Source organism: Marinimicrobium koreense (assembly GCF_003762925.1).
GTDB lineage: Bacteria > Pseudomonadota > Gammaproteobacteria > Pseudomonadales > Cellvibrionaceae > Marinimicrobium > Marinimicrobium koreense.
In genome coordinates this window covers 1,764,857-1,785,364 of the sequence record NZ_RJUK01000001.1, presented here as the reverse complement: position 1 = coordinate 1,785,364, position 20,508 = coordinate 1,764,857, and the positions used below count along the sequence as shown (strand labels likewise).

The window sequence follows — 20,508 nt, the reverse complement described above, 5'->3', positions numbered from 1 at the left end:
AGCCGGAAATGACAGGATGACAGCAAATGAATACTGATGATCGTCGACTCCGCCGAATAGTGATTGTAGGCGGAGGCAGCGCCGGCTGGATGTCGGCTGCTGCGCTCGCCAACGCGACGCAAGGGCAGTGTGCAATCACCCTGGTGGAATCCGATGCAATAGGCACGGTTGGCGTGGGCGAGGCCACGATACCTCCGATAAGACTGTTCAATCGGGTTCTCGGGTTGGATGAACGAGAGTTTTTGCGGCGCACGAAAGGTACGTTCAAGTTGGGTATCCAGTTCGTCGACTGGGCGCATCAGGGGCACAGTTATTTCCACCCCTTCGGTCCCCACGGCCGGAATTTTGATACCGTCTCGCTGCACCACCATTGGCTTCGGTCACGGGAGAGTGGGGAGACCAGCACACCGTTGCACGAACACAGCATGGCCTGGGCGGCGGCCTCCCGCAATCGATTCGCACCTCCGGTGCAAGATCCCCGCAATGTACGTTCCACTTACGATTACGCCTATCATTTCGATGCTGGCCTCTACGCGGCTTTTTTGCGCGAGTATTCTGAAGCCAAGGGTGTGGAGCGCCGGGAGGGTACCGTCACCGACGTTCTTTTGAATCCTGAAAACGGTTTTGTTGAATCGGTGCAGATGGCAAGCGGGGATCGAATTGAGGGCGACCTGTTTATCGATTGCTCGGGATTTAGAGCCTTGCTAATTGGTGAGGCTATGAAGGTCGGGTACCGGGACTGGAGCGATTGGTTGCCCTGCGATCGGGCGGTGACCGTCGCCAGTGCGCCAGGTGAGCTTACGCCCTACACGCGCTCAACAGCACATGCAGCCGGCTGGCAGTGGCGTATTCCGCTACAGCATCGGACCGGTAATGGTTATGTGTACTGCAGTCGCCATATCAGCAGCGATGAGGCAGCGGCGACTTTGCTGAAGCATCTTGATGGCGAACGCCTCGGCGAGCCCAGGGAGCTGGCGTTCACTACCGGACGAAGGGAAAAATTCTGGGAAAAAAATGTCGTGGCGGTTGGTCTTTCCAGTGGCTTTATGGAGCCGCTGGAGTCCACCAGTCTACATCTTGTGCAGGCGGCTATATCCAGGTTGCTCGGCTTCTTCCCGGATCGGGATTTTGACTCGGCGGTCATCGACGAGTACAACCGCATAACCATCAACGAGTTTGAGCGTATACGAGATTTTCTGATTCTGCACTATAAGCTCACAGAGCGGGACGATGCTCCCCTGTGGCGGGAGTGTCGGGATATGTCCGTGCCGACACCGCTGGAAAACAAACTTTACCACTTTGGCGCTTATGGCCGGTTGATCGCGGATGGCGCTGATCTTTTCGGGCCGGATAGTTGGCTGGCGGTACATGTCGGTCAGAACCACTGGCCGAAGCGTGTGGATCCGCTATTGGCGTTCAGAACTGTGGACGGCGGTACTTGGCTGGAAAAGCTGCGTGCCGCCGTGACAGCGGCGGCAGACCAAATGCCAGAGCATCAGGCATTTATTCACAAATATTGCTCAGGCGGTTAATAAATTACAATGGTCTAAGGCGGATTGCCCCCCTTTAATACTCCCCTGGGCCCTCCCGCGAGGGATCCAGGGGAGACGACTCAATCTTTGAGGGATTCTGGCTCTTCAGTCATAAGTTCCGGTTTTTCATGACGGTGGGATTGGGTTGTTCCTTTGCGCTTGGCTAGCGCGGCATCCAGCTTTTTGGCGGAATCGGCAATGGCGGCATACAGATCTTGGGATTCGGCGTGTACGGCCACCTTAGCGCCTTTGAACTGGGTGGTAACCTCGACGGCCTGTGCGTGCCGTTCGACGGTGAGGGCCATGGAGAGGTCTCCAAGGTCGGGGTAGTGGTTCTGGATCTTCTTGAAGCGGCTATCAACGGCCTCGCGGATGCCGTCGGTGATATCCACGTGGTGACCGGACAACTGTATATTCATAGTGACTCCAATACCTTTTCAGTTTGCAACCCTGACCTGCCACGCCGTGGCCAGGCCTTCAAGGAAGAGGACTGCGTGGTTGGGCCGCGAGTTCCCGGTGCCAACCCGTTTTCTGTCCTCCTGTTACAAACATGTGTCCGAGGAGAGGGAAAGTCAAGGCAGGTGGAGATGAATACCCATAAAAAAAACCCGCGCAAGGCGCGGGTTTTCTCAAAAGTGGTAGCTAGGGGCGGACTTGAACCGCCGACCCCAGCATTATGAGTGCTGTGCTCTAACCAGCTGAGCTACCTAGCCACTTGGTGAGGGCGCGTATTTTCCCTGTCTGCACCCCTAAAGTCAACCCTGATTCGCGGGTTTTATACGTTGAAGCGGAAGTGCACCACGTCGCCGTCTTTGACGATGTAGTCCTTGCCTTCCAGGCGCCATTTTCCAGCGTCCTTGGCCCCCTGCTCCCCTTTATAGGCCACAAAGTCGTCGTAGGCGACCACTTCCGCCCGGATAAAGCCCTTTTCGAAGTCAGTGTGGATCTTGCCGGCCGCCTGGGGGGCGCTGGCGCCGACGGGAATGGTCCAGGCGCGCACCTCTTTCACCCCGGCGGTAAAGTAGGTGTGCAGGCCCAGCAGCTCATAGCCTGCGCGGATCACCCGGTCCAGGCCCGGCTCGTCCATGCCCATTTCTTCCAGGAACTCCGCCTTTTCGTCGTCTTCCAGCTCGGCAATTTCCGCTTCCAGCTTGTTGCAGATGGGTACCACCACGGCCTTCTCTTCCTCGGCAATGGCCCGCACCTTGTCCAGCAGTGGGTTGTTCTCAAAGCCGTCTTCGGAGACGTTGGCAATATACATGGTCGGCTTGACGGTCAACAGGTTCAGCTCGCGCAGCTGGTCCAGCTCGTCGTCAGACAGGCCAAAGGAGCGCAGGGGCTTGGCTTCGTCCAGATGGGGTTGAACCTTCTCGAGCAGTGCTTTCATAGCGATAGCGTGCTTGTCCTGGCCCTTGGCGGCCTTGGCGTAGCGCTGCATTGCCTTGTCCACGGTTTCCAGGTCCGCCAGGGCCAGTTCGGTGTTGATCACGTCAATATCGGCCGCCGGATCGACGCTGTTGGCCACGTGAATGACGTTGTCGTCCTCAAAGCAGCGCACCACGTGGGCGATGGCGTCGGTTTCGCGAATGTTGGCGAGGAACTTGTTCCCCAGCCCCTCACCCTTGGAGGCGCCCGCCACGAGCCCGGCGATGTCCACAAACTCCATGGTGGTGGGGACCACCTTCTCCGGTTTGACGATCTCGGCGAGCTTCTCCTGGCGCGGGTCGGGGACCATGACCAACCCCGCGTTGGGCTCAATGGTGCAGAACGGAAAGTTCTCGGCGCCAATGCCCGCCTTGGTCAGTGCGTTGAAAAGAGTGGATTTTCCGACGTTGGGCAAGCCAACGATGCCGCAGTTAAAGCCCATGAAATTGATATCCAGCCAGAGAATGAAAAAACAGGCCCGGATTATACAGATCCAGCCAGCGACGTAGTAGGTCGAATTGGGCTCGCGGGGACGTAATCCGCCAGTGGGCACTGTTCCACCAGGTCCCGGCTCTTTTCGGGTTTCGGGTCAATGGCTCCGGGGGAGGTGGCATGCTCTCTGTGCGATGACTTCTATCACGCTGATTTTGTGGAATAAATTTAAATAACAGTATGTAAAAAATAAATAACGCAAGTTATGTCTTATAAGTGCATGATTTATAGAATAAAAGATTATTGTTCTGTGGTGTGACCAAATAATTGATATTTAATTAATAGTGATGTAAGTTAATCGAAAGGCCTCTTCACGGATATGGCAATTGCGTTGTGTCCGGGGGCTTTGAGAACAGCGACCATAATAGAGGATAAATAATATGAATAAGTTTAGTGAGCGAATGGGGTTGGTCCCGTTGGCCGTCAGTTGTCTGGTATTGGCGGCGTGCGGCAGTTCGGATTCCGATGTGCCCGACACCCTGCCGGGCAAGAACCTGGATGTGGTGATCGGTGAGCCGGAAGAGCCCGAGCAGCCCGAAGAACCGGGCGATGAAACCTACAATGAAGAGCTGGTCAACGTCAGCAACGACGATCCCGACCTGTTTGTTCAAGCGAATATCGTGGCTGATTTCGAAGATATCGACGCCATTCAGGCGTCCGGCAGCGGCTGGACCCTGACCGGTGTATTTGCCGATGTGGACGACTGGACCGGGGTGACCAGCTCCATCGAAGGGGCGGCCCGAGTGGGAAGCGCAGCGGTAAGCACCTGTGAAATCGGCGGCAATGACTGCGACTCCAATGTCGGCTCCATCCTGACACCACCGTTTACCGTCACCTCTGATTACCTCAATTTCCTGATGACCGGTGGGGCCACCGCCGTGGGTGCCGAAATTCGTCTCGCCGGTACCGATACCGTGTTGGCTGCCTTCCAGCCCAACTCTTGTGGCAGAGCCACCATTACCGATAACGATGACTGGTTCCACTTTGATATCAGTGCGTTGCGCGGCGAAGAGGTTCAGCTGTACCTGTTCGACAACGAAGAAGGTGGTTGTGGCTTCATCAGCTTCGATCACTTCTACCAGAGTGGCATGGCGGTTGGTGCGGTCGGTGATGTGGCCGAGGTTCCGTTGGAACCGTTCAATGTGACATTGCCGGAGGATGCCTCCGCCAATGTGATCAGCCGGTTCGATAACGCCGTGAAAATGACCACCAGCGTGGAAGAGAACGGTGAAGGCTGGTCCGCCACGGGTGATTTTGAAGCGCCCGCCAGTGTCGATGCCTGGCAGGGTAATTCAGGCAACCTGAACGCGGCGCGCATTGGTGATCGTGGTTTCTCCAGTTGTGCAACCGGCGATACCGCCTGCGAAGCGCAGACCGGTACCATCACCTCCGCGGCCTTCGCAATCAACAGTGATTACATCCGTTTCCTCGCGGCGGGCGGTTCGGCGGACAACCAGGAGGTCAGTATCAACCTGTTGCGCGCTGGCACCAACGAGGTTCTGGCCAGCTTCACCCCGGAAACCTGTGATCCCACATATATGAATGGCGATGATGACTGGTATCACATGGACGTCAGTGCCATTCAGGGCCAGAACGTGCGGCTGGAAATCGTGGACAACTCGACGGAAGCGTGTGGCTTCATCAGCATCGATCACGCCTACCAGACCAGCGCACTGTCCTTTGAAGATGACGATGGCGTTGAGGTGATTCCCGATGTGGGTGGCGTGGCAGATATTCCGGCGGAGTTCAAGAGCTATAACGTCGAAGTGGCCGCAGATGCCTTTGAGGAAGGTGCGGTTGTCGCCAACTTTGATGACCCGCAGGCCATGCTGGACGCCGGCTGGACGGCCAGCGGAGACTTCGCAAGCCCGGCGAGCGAGACTGCCTGGGCGGGGACCACGGTAGTAGATGCCTCGGCACGAGTCGGTATTCAGGCGGTGAGTACCTGTGAGCTGAACGATAACGCGGCCGGTTGCGATGCCCCGGTGGGCGCTCTGACCTCACCGCTGACAACCATCATCGACCCCTATCTGTACTTCCTGATGGCCGGTGGCAATGGCGATGCACCGGTGGGCCTTCGGGTTCTGGACTCCATTGGCAACGAGTTGATCAATTACTCGCCCGCCACCTGTGGTCCTTCCCACATCGATGGCAACGACGATTGGACCTTTATTGATCAGTCCCTGATTCAGGGCGCCAAGGTGCATTACCAACTCTATGATGAAGAGGCGGGCGGCTGCGGCTTTGTCAGCTTCGATCACCTCTATCAGACCGACCGTGATCCGGCGTCGACCGATGGGGTATTGCCGGCGGATATGACCAACGGTGGGGCCATCTTCCTGGATGATACCCAGATGCAGTCGATTGGCTTTAACAGCTCGCTGCCGTACGCAGACTCCAATGAAACGGTCATCGGTCGTTTTGACGATGCCGAAGCCGAGCTGGCCGCTGGCTGGGTGGCGACGGGCGACTTCGCCAACCCGGCTGACGGCCAGGCGTGGCAGGGGACTACCCGTGATGAAATTGCCGCGGCGGCGCACATCGGTGTGGGTGCGGTCAGCACCTGTGAGCTGAATAACAATGCCTCCGGCTGTGATGCCCCAACTGGTACGCTGACCTCGCCGACCTTTACCGTGTCGGCTGACAAGCCCACTCTGGCGTTCATGATGAAGGGTGGTAATGGCACCGCGCCGGTCGGCCTGCGGGTGCTGTCTGCTGCAGATGACAGCGAGCTGGAAAACTACACGCCAAACAGCTGTGGTCCATCTCATATTGATGGTGACGACGATTGGGTCGAGATTGATCTGAGCGCCTACGCCGGTGACGATGTCAAAGTCGAGATCTATGACAACGAGCCCGGAGGCTGCGGTTTCGTCAGCTTCGACCACGTGCATATGACCAGTGGAACGGTTTATACGCCCTGATCAACCGGACGCGTTCCGTAGCACAGGCCCCGGCATTCATGCCGGGGCCTTGTCGCAAACCAATGAGGTCAACACGATGTTTTTCGAAAAACGAACCCTCACTCTGACCAGCCTCGCACTGTTGGTTGCCCTGAACGGTTGTGGTGGCGGAGGTGGCGGCTCCAATGGCGACGACCCGACGCCACAGGATCCGGATGATGAGCCGCCGGCTGATGAGATCCCGTCACCCGACGCCGGTGCGTTGATACATCTGGATTACAACACGCTGGTCGATGGCGTGAGGGTCAGCAATGAGGCGGGCACTAACAACTTTCCCGTTGAAAACGCCTTCGATGCGCCGGAGCTGGTGCCCGGCGTCGAGGGGCAGGCGCTGCGCACGGATGGCTACTCAACCTGGGTGAACGCGGATCTGGACCCAGCCTCGAATAAAACCCTGACCGTGGAAACCTGGGTGGCTCTGGAAAGCTATCCCTCGGATGCGGAAGTGCCGCACGCTGCACTGACGCCCTCTTCGTTTATCAGTCAACGGAATGAGTTGGCGGGCTTCTCGCTGGACATCAACACCTTTGGACAGTGGGGCTTTACCGTGTATCTGGATGGCGAAGCGGTAATGCTGAATGCGCCGGATGTGTTCCCGCTGTATGAGTGGGTCCATGTGGCCGCCGTGGTGGATACGCCCAACGAATCCGTGTCGTTGTATCTGAACGGCGAACCGGTGGCCAGTGAAACCATTTCCGAAGACAGCCAAATCAGTTATGCCGGCGGTGATCTTCTGGTTGGCAAAAGTCACACCGACAAGTATTTGGGAATCTTCCTGGTCAATGCGCTCAACGGCGCCTTTGATGAAACCCGAGTTTACCCGGGTGCACGCACCCCGGAACTGATTCAGGACAGCCTGGATGTGAATGTGGCGCAAGCCGATGGCGCTGCGCACGACTCACTGATCGTGCCGGATAGCCGGTTTGCCGGTGACCTGCAGCGGCCGCAATTCCATGCCATGCCGCCCGCCAACTGGACCAACGAACCTCATGGTCTGGTCAATGTGGATGGCCGATTCCACATGTTTTACCAGCGTACGCCCAACGGTCCCTTCAAAACCCAGATGCACTGGGGGCATATGTACTCGGATGATCTGGTGCAGTGGAAAGATGAAGAAGATGCGCTTTGGCCGACGCTGGAGCTATCAGACACGCGTGGCTATGATATGAAAGGCATCTGGTCCGGTGATGTGGTGTATGAAAATGGCACGGCCTACGCCTTCTATACCAACGTCAATCACTCTGGCCCCTACAACCCGGGTGTAGCACTGGCGACCAGTGACCATGAAAACCTGCGGGACTGGGAGAAGCAGGGGCCGATCATTGATTCCGACCGGGTGGAAGATTTCCGCGATCCCTACTTGTGGAAAGAAGGTGATACCTGGCACATGATCATTGGCGCCCGGGTCAGTGGAGGTGGCGGCCTTGATTACTATACCTCCACCGATCTCTACAACTGGTCCCGCAAGTCACGCTTCACGGTGCCTGCCTACTCCCAGATGGATATCGGATCCGCGATCTGGGAAATGCCGGTGTTTGAGCCGCTGGGTGATGGCAAGCATATTCTGGTGGTCAACCCGATTGGTGGTGAAGTTGGCAAGTACGATGACGACAAACCCACTCGCGGCGTCTACTGGACGGGCACTTGGGAAAACGGCTCCTTTACGCCGGATTACCTGACACCCAAGAATCTGGATGTCATCGCCGGCCATCTGTCACCTACCGTCGCCCGCAATGGTGAGAATCAATTGGTAGGTATTGGCATTGTTGACGAGCGACGCTCTTCCCAGGCTCAGTTGGATGCCGGTTGGACCCATACCTTCAGCTTCCCTCGCGAGTGGCGTTTGCTGGAAGACGGGGAAACTCTGGGACAGTCTCCCGCGGATGACTTGCAGACCCTGCGTGACCCGGATTCTCATCTCAGTATTGCCCCTGGCGCTGTGACCGGCGAATTTGATCCGGGCATTGAGGGACGGCAGAAAGAAATCCGGGTGGAAGTGAATCCCGAGGTGACCGGCTCTCAGTACGGCCTTATGTTGGCGACCTCGCCGGATCAGGAAGAGGTGACCCGGCTGAGCTACGATGCCGAGCGTCAGGAAGTGGTGCTGAATAAATTCAAATCCAGCCTCTCGGATCAGGTCGAAGACAAAAAGGTTTACCGTGAAGCCTACGATGAAGTGGCCTTTGGCAAACCGCATACCTTCCATGTCTTCGTGGACGGATCAGTGGTGGATGTCTTCATCAACGACAGCGCCGCTTTCTCCTTCCGGATCTATCCCACCCGGGACGACAGCGACAACGTCTACCTGTTTTCTGACGGGGGTGAGACGGAGGTCGTGAACGTAGAGGCCTGGACCTTGCGCCAACCCTAAAGTCGGCACCCCATGGGCGCCCTACGCTGACGGCGCGGAGACCAGAGCCCGCAACCACCGTAGGACACCCATGCGGTGCCACTGATGAATTCCCCTGAGCCAAGGACAGGCTCCCATTACTGATGTACCCCTGAAGTGTTGTATTTCAAAAAAACCCGACTAACCATAATAACCGGGGTTTTACGTTCTCAAATGACCTGCGAGTCATGAAGTCCGAGTCAGCGTGCCCGGTCCCTTGGAGGCCTTATGACAATAAAACACGTCGCACTACTGATTGTTTCTTTGAGCCTGTTTTCGCTTCAGGCCCATGCTTACTCCTCATCCGTTTTGTATCTGAAGTACGATGAATCAAATGGCGAGGAGGATGTCATCGACCAGGTGGCGGGTCAGGTGTATTCCATTCGCCACGTCAACAACCCGCCGGAGCGAGTGCCCGGAGTGACAGGGAACGCTCTGCGTACCGACGGTTACTCTACCTGGTTGTCCGGGGACCTGTCCGTGTCAGTTAGCGACCAGATGACACTATCGACCTGGATTGCGCTGGAGAGCTATCCCTCGACCGAGGAGGGCAACCATCAGGCGTCGTCATTGATTCACGCAACCGGTGAGGACGATTTCAATCTGGGCATTGATACTTACGGTAACTGGTGGTTTCACGTTTACATTGGCGGGCAGGCGCGGACGGTGTTTGCGCCGGAACCTTTCCCTCTGTATGCCTGGACCCATGTGGCGGCGACCGTCGATGCGGGAACCGTCACGCTGTATATCAATGGCGTAGAGCAGGCGTCCCAGAGCTTTCCGGCGACCGACATTCAATTGCCCACCAACGGTGAGCTGGTGGTTGGGCGAAGCAGTAACCCGCAGATTTCCTTTGGGGTTTTTGAAGTGAACGCCATCAGCGCCGCCTACGATGAAACGGCCATTGAAGATGTGGCGGTCTCTCAGGCGGAGCTGAAGAGTCGGTATGAAGCGCATCGGTTTACGCCCTGGCAGAGTGCACTTGTTGTGCCGGATACCCGCTTCGCCGATGATCACCTGCGTCCTCGCTACCATCCCCTTCCCCCCGCTAACTGGACCAACGAGCCCCACGGGCTGGTGGAGCACGATGGTCGCTTTCATATGTTCTATCAGCGCACGCCCAACGGCCCCTACAAATGGATGATGCACTGGGGGCATATGTTCTCCGACGATCTGGTGAGCTGGACCAACACCAAGGACGCCTTTTATCCAAAAGAGAATACGGGCGGTCAATCTGGCCTGGGATCCAAGGGTATCTGGTCCGGCGATGTAGTGATGGACAACGGTTGGGCGCATGCCTTCTATACCACGGTGAACTACGATGGCGATTTCAATCCGGGTGTGGCCTGGGCCACCAGCAATGATGGAAATCTTGAGCGCTGGACCCAGTATGGTGGGATCATCGACAAAAACGATCCCAACCCGGGCAACGTCCTGGATTTGCGCGACCCCTATGTGTGGCATTCGGATGGCCGCTGGCACATGATCATCGGCGCAGCCACGCAAAATGGCGGTGGCCTCGAGTATTACCATACGACGCACTTGGGCGACGGCTACTGGGAGCGGTCATCGGCCGGCTTTACGTCCATCCCTTACGCTTCCATGGATCCCGGTTCCGCCATTTGGGAGATGCCGGTATTCGAGTACCTGGGAACCGTGAATGGGGTGGATAAATACGTGCTGGTAGTGTCCCCGATTGGCGGGAGCATGCAGAAGAACAGCACCCCCTTCATTCGCAGCAAGTACTGGACGGGAACCTGGCAGGTAGATGGCCAGGGGGTGGGCCAGTTTGTGCCGGATTATGATCAGCCTAAAAACCTGGATGTACTGCACGGCCATCTCTCGCCGACCATCGCGCGCCGCAATGGTGAATTGGTGGCCATCGGAATTGTGGATGAGCGAACCAATTCCCAGATGCAGAATGATCTGGGTTGGGCTCATACCTTCAGCCTGCCGGTGGAGTGGCGCTTGCTTGACGACGGAGAAACCCTGGGTCAGCGGCCTCTCACTGAACTGGAAAGCTTGAGAACGCACGAGGCGCGCAACCTGGCCGGGAATCTGTCGATCGATTCAGACACTTCACTGGATTTCGGTAGCGCTCAAGTCGAGCTTCTGATCGAGTTGGACCCCAACAGCACCGGCAATCAATACGGTTTCTATGTCGCTGCTTCGCCGGATATGCAGGAGGTCACGCGCATCTACTACGATGGGGAAGACCTGATCATTGATAAGAGCAACATGAGCCAGTACGCCGGAATGGAAGAGAGTGGGGTTTATGTTGGCAGTTACGACGAAGTTGCCTTCGGTGAGCCGGAAACGTTCAGGGTATACATTGATCACTCGGTGATCGCGGTGTTCATCAATGACAAGGCGGCCTTTCATCATCGAATTTACCCCTCCCGGAAAGACAGCGTTCAGGTGGGGCTGATAGCCGACGGCGGCACCACGACGTTTACCTCCGTGCAGGCATTTCCCTTGCAGGGAGCCGACAATGACGGCCTCATGTATGACTTTGAGGGCGACCTGAATGGCTGGACACCGACCGGCGATGCATTCTCTTCGCTGGATGTTGCGGATGACAGTTGCTACTGGGTTGAGTGCTACCCTTTCGAACGCAACGGGAACTTCCACGTGTGGGGATTCAAAGACGGTGGGGACGATCAGCTCGGTGAGTTGCAATCCCCGACGTTTGAGCTGGGTGGCGACGGTACCGTCGGACTGCTGATCGGCGGCGGCGACAACCTCAACAATCTTTATGTGGCACTGATCGGCGGTGACTCCGGGTTGGAGTTGGACCGGGTGACCGGTACCGACAGCGAGGCACTCAGTTACCGGGAGCTCGACGGCTCGGCCTGCGTGGGCCAGAGCTGTTACCTGAAGGCCGTGGATGATGCGACCGGTGGCTGGGGACACCTGAATCTGGATGCGGTACAGGTTCCCTTGGCTCGACCGGCGCCGGCGGCACTGCCTGTGGAAGTTCGGGTGTTTGATTTTGAAAGCGGTGACCTGACCGGCTGGACGGCTTACGGTGACGCATTCTCCGTCGCGGATGTAAGTGATGACGCCTGCTATTGGATCGAATGTTTCAGTTTTGACCGTGAAGGTGATTATCACCTTTGGGGATTCAAGGATGGAGGAGACGATCTGACCGGTGAGCTGCACTCGGACACTTTCACTCTGTCCGGAGACGGGCTGATTGATGTATTGATCAGCGGTGGGGCGGACATCAATAACCAGTATCTGGCGCTGATGGATGCGGAGTTCGATATTGAACTGGATCGGATCACTGGTAACGACAGCGAGACGCTGGTTGAAAAGCAGTTGAATGGCCGCGATTCGGTGGGCCGGCCGGTTTATCTGAAAGCGGTGGACAATTCTACAGGAGGGTGGGGCCACCTGAACCTCGATTATATTCGGGCGCCGGTGGTGCCTGATTAAGTTCAGCGTAGAGTTTTCCTTGCTCTGGAAGGGCATTTCAGACAGTAAATTCATGCGTGCATTGACAGTGTGCGCATGGATCTCTCGCAATAAGTATCGATTACAGGACAAATTTCATGCGTATAACCGCAACGCTTGCCGGAATATCGGCTTTCTCCCTGATGAGCATTATATCGACCGGTTGCGGTGGGGGAGGCGACGGGCAGGGGGCCGACTCGAGTCTTTCCAGCTCCGAGGCCAACTCAAGCTCCACCAGTAATTCTTCAGGCCAGCTTTACCAAGAGCCCGACCGGAATCAGAGTCGGTTTTCTCCGAAGGAGAACTGGTTGAATGACCCGAACGGGCTGGTGTACGCCGATGGCACCTATCATATGTTTTACCAGTACAACCCCAACGGAACAGGCTGGGGGTTCATGTCTTGGGGGCATGCGACCAGTACCGATCTCGTGCACTGGGACGAGCAGGATCTTGCGTTGTCCTATCAGCCCAGTCAGACCACTTCCGCAGATGCTTTGACCGAGATGATTTTCTCCGGTTCGGCGGTGCTCGACGAGCAGAATCTGGCCGGATTTGGAGACAATGCGTTATTGGCGTTTTATACAAGCCACTACCCGAAGGGCTCGCCACAATATCCGGGTCGGTTGATTCAGGCCCAGTCGCTGGCCTACAGCCTCGATGGCGGAACCACCTGGGCTCGGTATGAAGGCAATCCGCTGATTGATATCGGATCGGCGGACTTTCGAGACCCGAAAGTGATTCCCTATATCGACGGTGATTCCAAAAAGTGGGTGATGCTGGTCACTCTATCGGTCGAGCGTAAGGTGGCCATATACGAGTCCACCAATCTGATTGACTGGAATCTGGCCAGTACCTTTGGTCCGGTGAATGCTGTTGATGGACTCTGGGAAATGCCGGATCTGTTTCCTCTACCGGTTGATGGCGATGAAAATAACGTCAAATGGGTCATGTTGCTCAGCGTGGGCGATGGCGGAGCACCCAATGGTGGTTCCGGCGTACAGTACTTTGTGGGTGACTTTGATGGCACCACCTTTACCGCCGACAACACTCAGGGCGAAGCTGTCGAGGCCCACGATGGAGAACTGTTCGAAGACTTTGAGGCTGGTTACGGTCAGTGGACCGTTATCGGTGAAGCCTTCGGATCATCACCAGCCGAGGGGACGCTCCCGGATCAGCAAATGGTCTCTGGCTACGAGGGCCACCATCTGGTCAATTCCTACCGCAACGGAGATGCCAGCACTGGGACACTGACTTCAGAGACGTTCACCATCAACGCAGATTATATTCATTTTCTGATTGGTGGTGGACATCATCCGGCAACCGGGAGCAACGAGACCACGTTCAATCTCCTTGTTGACGGCCAGAGGGTGGAGTCAGCGACCGGTGAGGATGCCGAGCAACTGCGGTGGCACTCTTTTGATGTCAGCGAATACCGTGGCGATGAGGCGAAGCTTCGCATTGTCGATCAGAATACTGGAGGGTGGGGGCATATCAATGTCGATCACATCTGGTTTTCTGACGAACCCTTTGAACCACAAGACACCGCACTCTGGATGGACTATGGCCCGGATTTTTACGCACCGATCACTTTCGATAATATGCCGGCTGATCGACGTGTCGCCATGGGTTGGGCCAATAACTGGCGCTATGCGGGAGCGATCCCTACAAGCGGCTGGCGGGGTAGCATGAGCCTTGCGCGTGAATTGAGCCTTGAGACGGTCGATGGGGAAATTCAGCTTGTTCAAACTCCGGTTAGGGAGGTTCAGGACCTTAGGGATGAATCTACCTATACCGCTTTGCCTGAAGTTACGCTAGACAATGAATCGACGCCCTTGGGTGAGGGCTTGATTGACCCGCGAGTCGCAGAAGTGAACGTGCGGTTGACACTCGGTTCGGCGGACGAGGTTGGCATTCGTCTTGAGTCTGGGGAAGGCGAATCTCTGACTATAGGGTTTTCTGTCGAAGAGGGAGCGCTTTTTGTGGATCGCCGGAAAGCGAATCGACAGTTTATTCATCCAGACTTCAATAGCTTATACGAGGGGCCATTGTCGGTGACCAACGAGGAGGTCGAGATCCGTGTTTATTTTGACCGGTCGATGGTGGAAATTTTTGGTAACGGTGGGGAAACCGTACTGGCAAGCCGGTTTTTCATGTCGGAGGGCGAGCGCACGCTGCACCTTTACAGCAAAGGTGGCGCCGCCGAAGTGAGCTCCGCAGAGGCCTGGGAGCTCACTTCCATCTGGCCGTCAGGCTTTGGTATGTAGCTGATTCATCGCCTTCGCCCACTCGCCCTTCGCGGCGAGTGGTAGTACGTCGATGGCCCGGTCAATGGCGTCGTGAAGTGCCTGCTGTTCGCTGGTGGGCGCTTTCTTCAGTACAAAGCCCACGACCTGTGGCGCCGAGCCCGGGTGGCCAATGCCCAGGCGCAGGCGATTGAACTCCTTGTTGTTGCCCAGGGCCTTGATGGTATCGCGCAGGCCGTTGTGGCCGCCGTGGCCGCCGCCGTGCTTGAGGCGGGCGGTGCCGGGGGGCAGATCCAGCTCGTCGTGGGCGACCAGAATGGCCTCGGGCGGAATCTTGAAAAACTGCGCCATGGCGCTGATCGCCTGACCGCTGCGGTTCATGAAGGTGGTGGGAATCAGCAGGCGCAGGTCTTGCCCGTCCAGGGTGATGCGGGCGGTCAGGCCGTGGAATTTGTTCTCGGGCGTAAGTGTCGCGCCGTTTCGGTAGGCCAGCTCGGTGACAAAGTCGGCTCCGGCGTTGTGGCGGGTGCGGTCGTATTCGGTGCCCGGATTACCCAGGCCGACAATCATCTGTAGGGGCGTGTCCATGGGGGTTCACCTTTCAGATAGAAAAACACCCCGAGGGCAGAGCCCGTCGGGGTGTGTTTTCGGGCGAGTGAGGCTTACTTCTCCTCTTCGCCGCCTTCTTCTTCACCGTCTTCGCTGTCGGCGTCATCAGTGGCCATGCCGCGCGGCTTGTTGATGGATACAACCGGCTGGTCGTGATCCGCGCCGTGGCTAAGTTCCACGGACTCAACGCCCTTGGGCAGTTTCAGGTCAGAGATGTGCAGGCTGTGACCCAGCTCCAGGTCGGCCACGTCCACTTCGATGTACTCGGGCAGATCGGCCGGCAGGCAGCTGATTTCCAGCTGAACCATGTTGTGCACAATCTTGCCGCCCTGCATTTTAACGCCCTTGGCGGTTTCCTCGTTGAGGAAGTGCAGCGGTACACTGGTGTTCAGCTTGGTGGTTTTGGATACGCGCTGGAAGTCAGCGTGCATGGTGTAACCCTTGGCCGGGTGACGCTGCAGATCCTTGAGGATCACATTTTCGGATTTGCCGTCAATGTTCAGCTCAATGATGTGCGAGAAGAAAGCTTCGCTCTCCAGGTGCTTGGTCAGTTCTTTCTGGCTGACCATGATGGAGGCAGGCTTCTTGGCTTTGCCGCCGTACACGATGGCGGGTACTTTGCCCTCGAGACGACGCAGGCGGCGGCTCGCACCTTTCCCCAGGTCTTCTCGGGCTTCGGCGTTCAATTTAAAATCTTCAGACATGATAAGTCCTCGATGTTATCCGCTGGAATCCGCGACCAGAATCACCAGCGGGGTTCAAAAAGCGACCGGACAGTCGTGTCGGCCGCGGTTAGCTGAGTGCACCGTTCTTCAGTTGAACATTGCACTCAGGGATTCTTCATTGCTCAGGCGGCGAACCGCTTCGGCGAGCATGCGCGACAGTGTCAGGGTGCGTACCCGTGAGCAGTTGCGCGCCGCTTCACTCAACGGGATGGAGTCGGTCACGACCAGCTCATCCAGTTGCGAGTTGTCCAGGCGGTCAATGGCGCTGCCGGACAGTACCGGGTGGGTACAGTAGGCCACCACTTTGTTGGCACCCTGCTTTTTCAGGGCGACGGCGGCGTTGCACAGGGTGCCGGCGGTATCGACCATGTCGTCCACCAGCAGGCAGGTGCGGCCATCCACTTCACCGATGATGTTCATTACTTCCGCCACATTCGGGTTGGGGCGGCGCTTGTCGATGATGGCCAGGTCCACGCCAAGCTGTTTGGCCACCGCGCGGGCGCGAACCACGCCGCCGATGTCCGGAGAGACCACAATCAGGTCTTCAAAATTCTGTTTTTCGACGTCTTCCAGCAATACCGGCGAGCCGTAAACGTTATCCACGGGCACGTCGAAAAAGCCCTGGATCTGCTCCGCGTGCAGGTCCACAGTCAGCAGGCGGTCAATACCCACGCCCACGAGCATATCGGCCACCACTTTGGCGGTAATGGGGACCCGGGCGGAGCGAACGCGTCGATCCTGGCGGGCGTAGCCGAAGTAGGGGACCACCGCGGTAATGCGTCCGGCGGAGGCGCGGCGCAACGCATCAATCATGATCATCAGTTCCATGATGTTGCGGTTGGTGGGCGCGCAGGTGGGCTGGACGATAAATACGTCGCGGCCACGAACGTTGGTGTTCAGTTCAACGGCAATTTCGCCATCGGAAAACTGGGAGACCGATACGTCTCCAAGGTCGATGCCCAGGCAGTCCACAATCTTCTGGGACAGTTCCGGGTTGGCGTTGCCGGTGAATACCATTAACTCAGTCACGTTCGGTACCTTTTGTTTGCATTGCCGCTTTATTACAGCCGTATTCTTGTCTGGCGTCGAGCCAATGCGGGACAGATGGAGGGAAAACTGAGCTCTTGGTGAGGCAGGTTGCCGGTTCCGTTATCTGATCCGCGGGAAACACGTAGGAGAGGTGCTATAGGCATCGACCCAAACGAACAGCGCCGCTGAGGCAGCGGCGCGTTAACGAATAATGGCTGGGGCGGTAGGATTCGAACCTACGCGTGACGGGATCAAAACCCGCTGCCTTACCGCTTGGCTACGCCCCAGTAGTCGTCGTTTCAGCGATTACGGAAACCGCTTTTACAATGTTCGACTGTCATCATGCATTGAACAGTCGATCGTGCACCGGTGAAAGGTTGACGCCTCTGGCCACAAAACTGGACCAATCAGTGGGCGTTTTTCCCTGTACTTCCCGCGCTTCGGTTTCACTCTCGAAGCTGGCGAAGACGCTTGCGCCGGTGCCGGACATTGTAGCGTTGCTGACAAAATTTTCCAACCAAATCAGCGCTTTATCAACTTCCGGATAAAGTTCTCTGACCAGTGGTTGGCAATCGTTTTTGCCGCCCCGCTCGAGAAAGGCCGCTACTGTAATGGGCGCTGTGTCTCTTGTCAAATCTTTGTGACAAAAAATTGTGCCAGTGGCCACGGGCGTGGGTGGCGTGACCACCAGAAACCAGCGTTCGGGCAGTTCGATGGGCACCAGTTGTTCGCCAATGCCTTCCGCCCAGGCGCTGTGGCCGGCGACAAACACCGGGACGTCGGCGCCAAGCTGTAATCCCACCGTCTGCAGTTCCTTGTTGGAGTACTGGCAGTCCCACAGTTGGTTGAGTGCCAGCAGCGTTGTGGCCGCATCGCTACTGCCGCCACCCAGGCCGCCCCCCATGGGAAGGCGTTTGAGCAGCGTGATATCGACACCGGTATAGGCCCGGGCGCGTGGACGCAGAAGCTGGGCCGCCCGCCAGATGAGGTTGTCCTTCAGGGGCACGCCTTCAATGGCCGGGTGCAGATGGATGTCGGTGTCTGACCTCGGGCTGAAAGTCAGCTCATCGCCATAGTCCAGCAGTTGAAAGGCGGTCTGCAGCTCATGGTAGCCGTCGGGGCGTCGACCGACGATGTGCAGGCACAGGTTCAGCTTGGCCGGCGCGGGCAGGGTGACTGATGGGTTCATGATTCGGGGAGTGACCAATCGTAGACAATCAGGGTCAGCCGGGTGTCTTTGCGTTCGGCCACAATGCGACCGGGCAGCGGTAGCAGGCCGACGGCCTCATAGTCGCTGTAGTGCAGTGTCCAGCCGCTCTGGCGCAGGGTTTTCAGCAGTCCCTGGGGGGTGCGCTCAAGTATCCGATGGCGACTGTCCGGGGCGGGGATGCCCCGCACCCAGTAAGTGAGTTCCGCCACCGGCACGCGCCAGCCGGTGGTCTGCCACATCAGGGCTTCGGCGCTGGCGGCCTCCAGGGGTGGCTCACCGCCCTGGCGTAGACGTACGCCGCTATCGGTGGTTTCGATGATGACCCGCCCCTGGCCGAAGGGGCCGCTCAGGTCGATCCGGTAGTTGCTCTGGTCCTGATGCCAGCGCAGCCGGGCGCTGCCGCTGTTGTCGGGGAGCCTCGCTCCCAGCTTGCCGCTGAGTTGCCAGCTGTTGAGCCGCTGGGCAGCGGCCTGGTGGCGCTCCCAGTCCTCGACGGGCTGCAGCGGTTGGCGGGCACAGCCGACGACCAGCAGCATCAGTGTCAGAGCGAGGACGCGGCTCATTGATTCGCGCCCTCCGCATCGACGCCCAGGCGTTCGCGGGTGGCGGGTATCAGCTCGCTTTCCGGGTCGGTTTCCAGACCCTGCTGCCAGACGGCCCTTGCTTCCTCTTTTCGGCCCAGTTGCCACAGAACCTCGCCCAGGTGGGCGGCAATTTCCTGATCCGGATAAGCGCTCATGGCGTCCTGCAGGTACGGCAGGGCCTCTTCGGGGCGGCCGAGGTTGTAGAGCACCCAGCCCATGCTGTCGAGAATGGCCGGTTCTTCCGGGTTGAGAGCCAGGGCCTGGCGAATCAGTTCATAGGCCTCTTCGTGACGATCCGTTTTGTCCGTCAGGATGTAGCCGAGCGCATTGAGCGCCGTGGCATTGTGAGGGTCGTAGGTCAGGATGTTGCGCAGGTCCCGCTCGGCGGCCTCCAGGCGGCCCTGCTGGTCGTACAGCATGGCGCGGGAGTAGAGCAGGTCGCTGTGCGTCGGATGCGCCTCCAGCGCGTTGACCAGCAGGGCTTCAGCGGACTCCTCGTGGCCCTTCTGGAGCAGAACCCGGGCCTGGAACAGATAGAGGTCGGCGGCACGGTCCGGGAAGCGGTTACGCATCCGGTTCATATGATCGTTGGCGGCTTCCAGCTGACCGCTGTCAATCAGCAGTTCCATGATGTTGATGGTGGCCTGAAGAAAATCACTGCCCGGTTCAACCTGTAGGTAGTACAGCAGCGCCTCCTCGTTGCGCCCTTGCCGCTCGGCCAATTGACCCAGGTAGAAGTTGGCGCTGGAGGCGTGTTCGTCGCTGTCGAGCAGGCTTTCAAAACTGGTCTGGGCGGTCTCGGTGTCGCCCCGTTCCAGAGCGACAATACCCAGTGACAGTCGCAGATCCGGGTCCCGGGGCTCTTGACGTACCAGCACCTCAAACTGCTCCTGGGCCATCGCCAGGTCATGCTGGGTGAGCAGACGGGCGTATTGCAGCCGTAGGCGCAGGCTTTCCGGGTTATCCTCCAAAGCTCCCACCACCGTCTGCAGGGCCTCGTCGGATCGCTCCAGCTGGTTCAGCAGTGTGGCCTTGAGGATGGTGGCCGCCACGCTGTCCGGCGCTTCCTTCAGTGCGCGAGAGGCATAGTCCAGGGCCGGCTCCAGGTCCCCCTGTTGCTGCATCAGTAGGCCGGTGCCAATCAGCAGCTCCTGGTGCTCCGGGTACTCTTCCAGGAGAGTCAGGTAGCCGTCGATCAGTCGCTCACGCTGGGTGTCTGTGGCCTCGGAGGCGCTGGCGGCAATGTTCTGGAACAGAGTGTGCTCGCCCTTGGCCTGCAGCTTCCGGGACAGGTCGAAGGCCTCCTGCAGTCGACCGTTCTGCACCAGGGCCAGGGCGGCATTCAGTTGGGCTTCGGTGTCGTCCGGGGCGACCTCTACCCAGAGCAGTGCCGCATCGAGCAGGGCGTTGTTGGCCGAGAGAAAGCGGGCGATATGGGTGGCCCGGGCCGCCACCTGCGGGTCCCGGGTCTGGTGGGCCTGCTGGAGATAGTTGGACAGCGCAATATCAAACTGCTGCCGGCTACCGGCAATTTCCGCCGCGAGCAGCGCGTACAGGGTATCGCTGGTGAATGGGCGAGTGGGCGCCGGTTGCGCGGCGCGGGGCTCGGGCTTCTGGGCCGCGTCCGCGCGGTCGGACGAGGGCTCAGCCGGTTCGCTGGCCGACGCTGGCTCGCGCTCGGGCCCTGTGGGCTGTTGGGCGCAGCCGAGTAGCAGCGCACTTAGCGCCAAGGCGGTCACTAACGGGACACTGGCGTTCATAAGGTCTCATCGGTTGATTGGCTATTCCGGCATCATAAACAGAGCGGGCCGGGTTCGCCAGTCGGGTTGCTCTCCGGCTGGCTTCGACGCC

Annotated in this window: 13 protein-coding genes and 2 tRNA genes; 5 read left to right on the top strand and 10 right to left on the bottom strand. The window is 58.1% G+C overall.

What is annotated here, in order from left to right; all coding sequences use genetic code 11:
• Positions 1-26 precede the first annotated feature (26 nt).
• A complete protein-coding gene (locus EDC38_RS07835) occupies positions 27-1,532 on the top strand; it encodes a tryptophan halogenase family protein (protein WP_123638018.1) in 1,506 nt (501 codons plus the stop codon).
• An 80-nt stretch (positions 1,533-1,612) separates the two neighbouring features.
• On the opposite strand, the gene hpf is transcribed toward EDC38_RS07835, so the two are convergent.
• From hpf to ychF, 3 genes are all read right to left on the bottom strand, one after another.
• Positions 1,613-1,951 carry a ribosome hibernation-promoting factor, HPF/YfiA family gene (gene hpf, locus EDC38_RS07830; protein WP_123638017.1) on the bottom strand — a complete coding sequence of 113 codons (339 nt, stop codon included), beginning with the start codon at positions 1,949-1,951 and terminating at the stop codon, positions 1,613-1,615.
• Between the two features lie 217 nt (positions 1,952-2,168).
• Positions 2,169-2,245, bottom strand: a tRNA-Met gene (locus EDC38_RS07825).
• A gap of 62 nt (positions 2,246-2,307) precedes the next feature.
• Positions 2,308-3,399 carry a redox-regulated ATPase YchF gene (gene ychF / locus EDC38_RS07820; protein WP_123638890.1) on the bottom strand — a complete coding sequence of 364 codons (1,092 nt, stop codon included), beginning with the start codon at positions 3,397-3,399 and terminating at the stop codon, positions 2,308-2,310.
• A gap of 430 nt (positions 3,400-3,829) precedes the next feature.
• On the opposite strand from ychF, the gene EDC38_RS07815 reads away from it, so the two are divergent.
• The 4 genes from EDC38_RS07815 to EDC38_RS07800 all read left to right on the top strand — a co-directional run bounded on the left by EDC38_RS07815 (position 3,830) and on the right by EDC38_RS07800 (position 14,521).
• The gene (locus EDC38_RS07815; protein ID WP_123638016.1) at positions 3,830-6,373 is read left to right on the top strand and encodes a hypothetical protein; all 2,544 of its coding nucleotides are present in this window, start codon (positions 3,830-3,832) and stop codon (positions 6,371-6,373) included.
• Positions 6,374-6,449: 76 nt separating this feature from the next.
• Entirely contained in the window at positions 6,450-8,783 is a 2,334-nt protein-coding gene (locus EDC38_RS07810; protein WP_123638015.1) for a GH32 C-terminal domain-containing protein, read from the top strand.
• Between the two features lie 246 nt (positions 8,784-9,029).
• Positions 9,030-12,239 (top strand): LamG-like jellyroll fold domain-containing protein, encoded by a 3,210-nt coding sequence (locus tag EDC38_RS07805; protein WP_123638014.1) that lies wholly within the window; start codon positions 9,030-9,032, stop codon positions 12,237-12,239.
• 116 nt (positions 12,240-12,355) lie between these two features.
• The gene (locus EDC38_RS07800; protein WP_123638013.1) at positions 12,356-14,521 is read left to right on the top strand and encodes a glycoside hydrolase family 32 protein; all 2,166 of its coding nucleotides are present in this window, start codon (positions 12,356-12,358) and stop codon (positions 14,519-14,521) included.
• On the opposite strand, the gene pth is transcribed toward EDC38_RS07800, so the two are convergent.
• The 7 genes from pth to EDC38_RS07765 form a co-directional block, all read right to left on the bottom strand.
• The gene (gene pth / locus EDC38_RS07795; RefSeq protein ID WP_123638012.1) at positions 14,504-15,088 is read right to left on the bottom strand and encodes an aminoacyl-tRNA hydrolase; all 585 of its coding nucleotides are present in this window, start codon (positions 15,086-15,088) and stop codon (positions 14,504-14,506) included. The two genes, EDC38_RS07800 and pth, sit on opposite strands and share 18 nt — an antisense overlap.
• 74 nt (positions 15,089-15,162) lie before the next feature.
• Positions 15,163-15,813 (bottom strand): 50S ribosomal protein L25/general stress protein Ctc, encoded by a 651-nt coding sequence (locus tag EDC38_RS07790; protein ID WP_211331052.1) that lies wholly within the window; start codon positions 15,811-15,813, stop codon positions 15,163-15,165.
• Between the two features lie 108 nt (positions 15,814-15,921).
• Positions 15,922-16,851, bottom strand: a complete 930-nt coding sequence (locus tag EDC38_RS07785; RefSeq protein WP_036160594.1) for a ribose-phosphate pyrophosphokinase — start codon at positions 16,849-16,851, stop codon at positions 15,922-15,924.
• Positions 16,852-17,075: 224 nt separating this feature from the next.
• A tRNA-Gln gene (locus EDC38_RS07780) sits at positions 17,076-17,150 on the bottom strand.
• A 53-nt stretch (positions 17,151-17,203) separates the two neighbouring features.
• Complete coding sequence (gene ispE, locus EDC38_RS07775) at positions 17,204-18,052, bottom strand: 4-(cytidine 5'-diphospho)-2-C-methyl-D-erythritol kinase (RefSeq protein ID WP_123638010.1); 849 nt, start codon at positions 18,050-18,052, stop codon at positions 17,204-17,206.
• Positions 18,049-18,636, bottom strand: coding sequence for a lipoprotein insertase outer membrane protein LolB (gene lolB / locus EDC38_RS07770; RefSeq protein WP_123638009.1), 588 nt, complete (start codon positions 18,634-18,636; stop codon positions 18,049-18,051). The genes ispE and lolB overlap by 4 nt, the downstream gene beginning before the upstream one ends.
• Positions 18,633-20,417, bottom strand: coding sequence for a tetratricopeptide repeat protein (locus EDC38_RS07765; RefSeq protein WP_123638008.1), 1,785 nt, complete (start codon positions 20,415-20,417; stop codon positions 18,633-18,635). The genes lolB and EDC38_RS07765 overlap by 4 nt, the downstream gene beginning before the upstream one ends.
• Positions 20,418-20,508: the final 91 nt, after the last annotated feature.

Bases quoted from the DNA above. Each gene is read 5' to 3' on its own strand.
- EDC38_RS07835 (WP_123638018.1), top strand. From the start codon at position 27: ATGAATACTGATGATCGTCGACTCCGCCGAATAGTGATTGTAGGCGGA.
- hpf (WP_123638017.1), bottom strand. From the start codon at position 1,951: ATGAATATACAGTTGTCCGGTCACCACGTGGATATCACCGACGGCATC.
- ychF (WP_123638890.1), bottom strand. From the start codon at position 3,399: ATGGGCTTTAACTGCGGCATCGTTGGCTTGCCCAACGTCGGAAAATCC.
- EDC38_RS07815 (WP_123638016.1), top strand. From the start codon at position 3,830: ATGAATAAGTTTAGTGAGCGAATGGGGTTGGTCCCGTTGGCCGTCAGT.
- EDC38_RS07810 (WP_123638015.1), top strand. From the start codon at position 6,450: ATGTTTTTCGAAAAACGAACCCTCACTCTGACCAGCCTCGCACTGTTG.
- EDC38_RS07805 (WP_123638014.1), top strand. From the start codon at position 9,030: ATGACAATAAAACACGTCGCACTACTGATTGTTTCTTTGAGCCTGTTT.
- EDC38_RS07800 (WP_123638013.1), top strand. From the start codon at position 12,356: ATGCGTATAACCGCAACGCTTGCCGGAATATCGGCTTTCTCCCTGATG.
- pth (WP_123638012.1), bottom strand. From the start codon at position 15,088: ATGGACACGCCCCTACAGATGATTGTCGGCCTGGGTAATCCGGGCACC.
- EDC38_RS07790 (WP_211331052.1), bottom strand. From the start codon at position 15,813: ATGTCTGAAGATTTTAAATTGAACGCCGAAGCCCGAGAAGACCTGGGG.
- EDC38_RS07785 (WP_036160594.1), bottom strand. From the start codon at position 16,851: ATGGTATTCACCGGCAACGCCAACCCGGAACTGTCCCAGAAGATTGTG.
- ispE (WP_123638010.1), bottom strand. From the start codon at position 18,052: ATGAACCCATCAGTCACCCTGCCCGCGCCGGCCAAGCTGAACCTGTGC.
- lolB (WP_123638009.1), bottom strand. From the start codon at position 18,636: ATGAGCCGCGTCCTCGCTCTGACACTGATGCTGCTGGTCGTCGGCTGT.
- EDC38_RS07765 (WP_123638008.1), bottom strand. From the start codon at position 20,417: ATGAACGCCAGTGTCCCGTTAGTGACCGCCTTGGCGCTAAGTGCGCTG.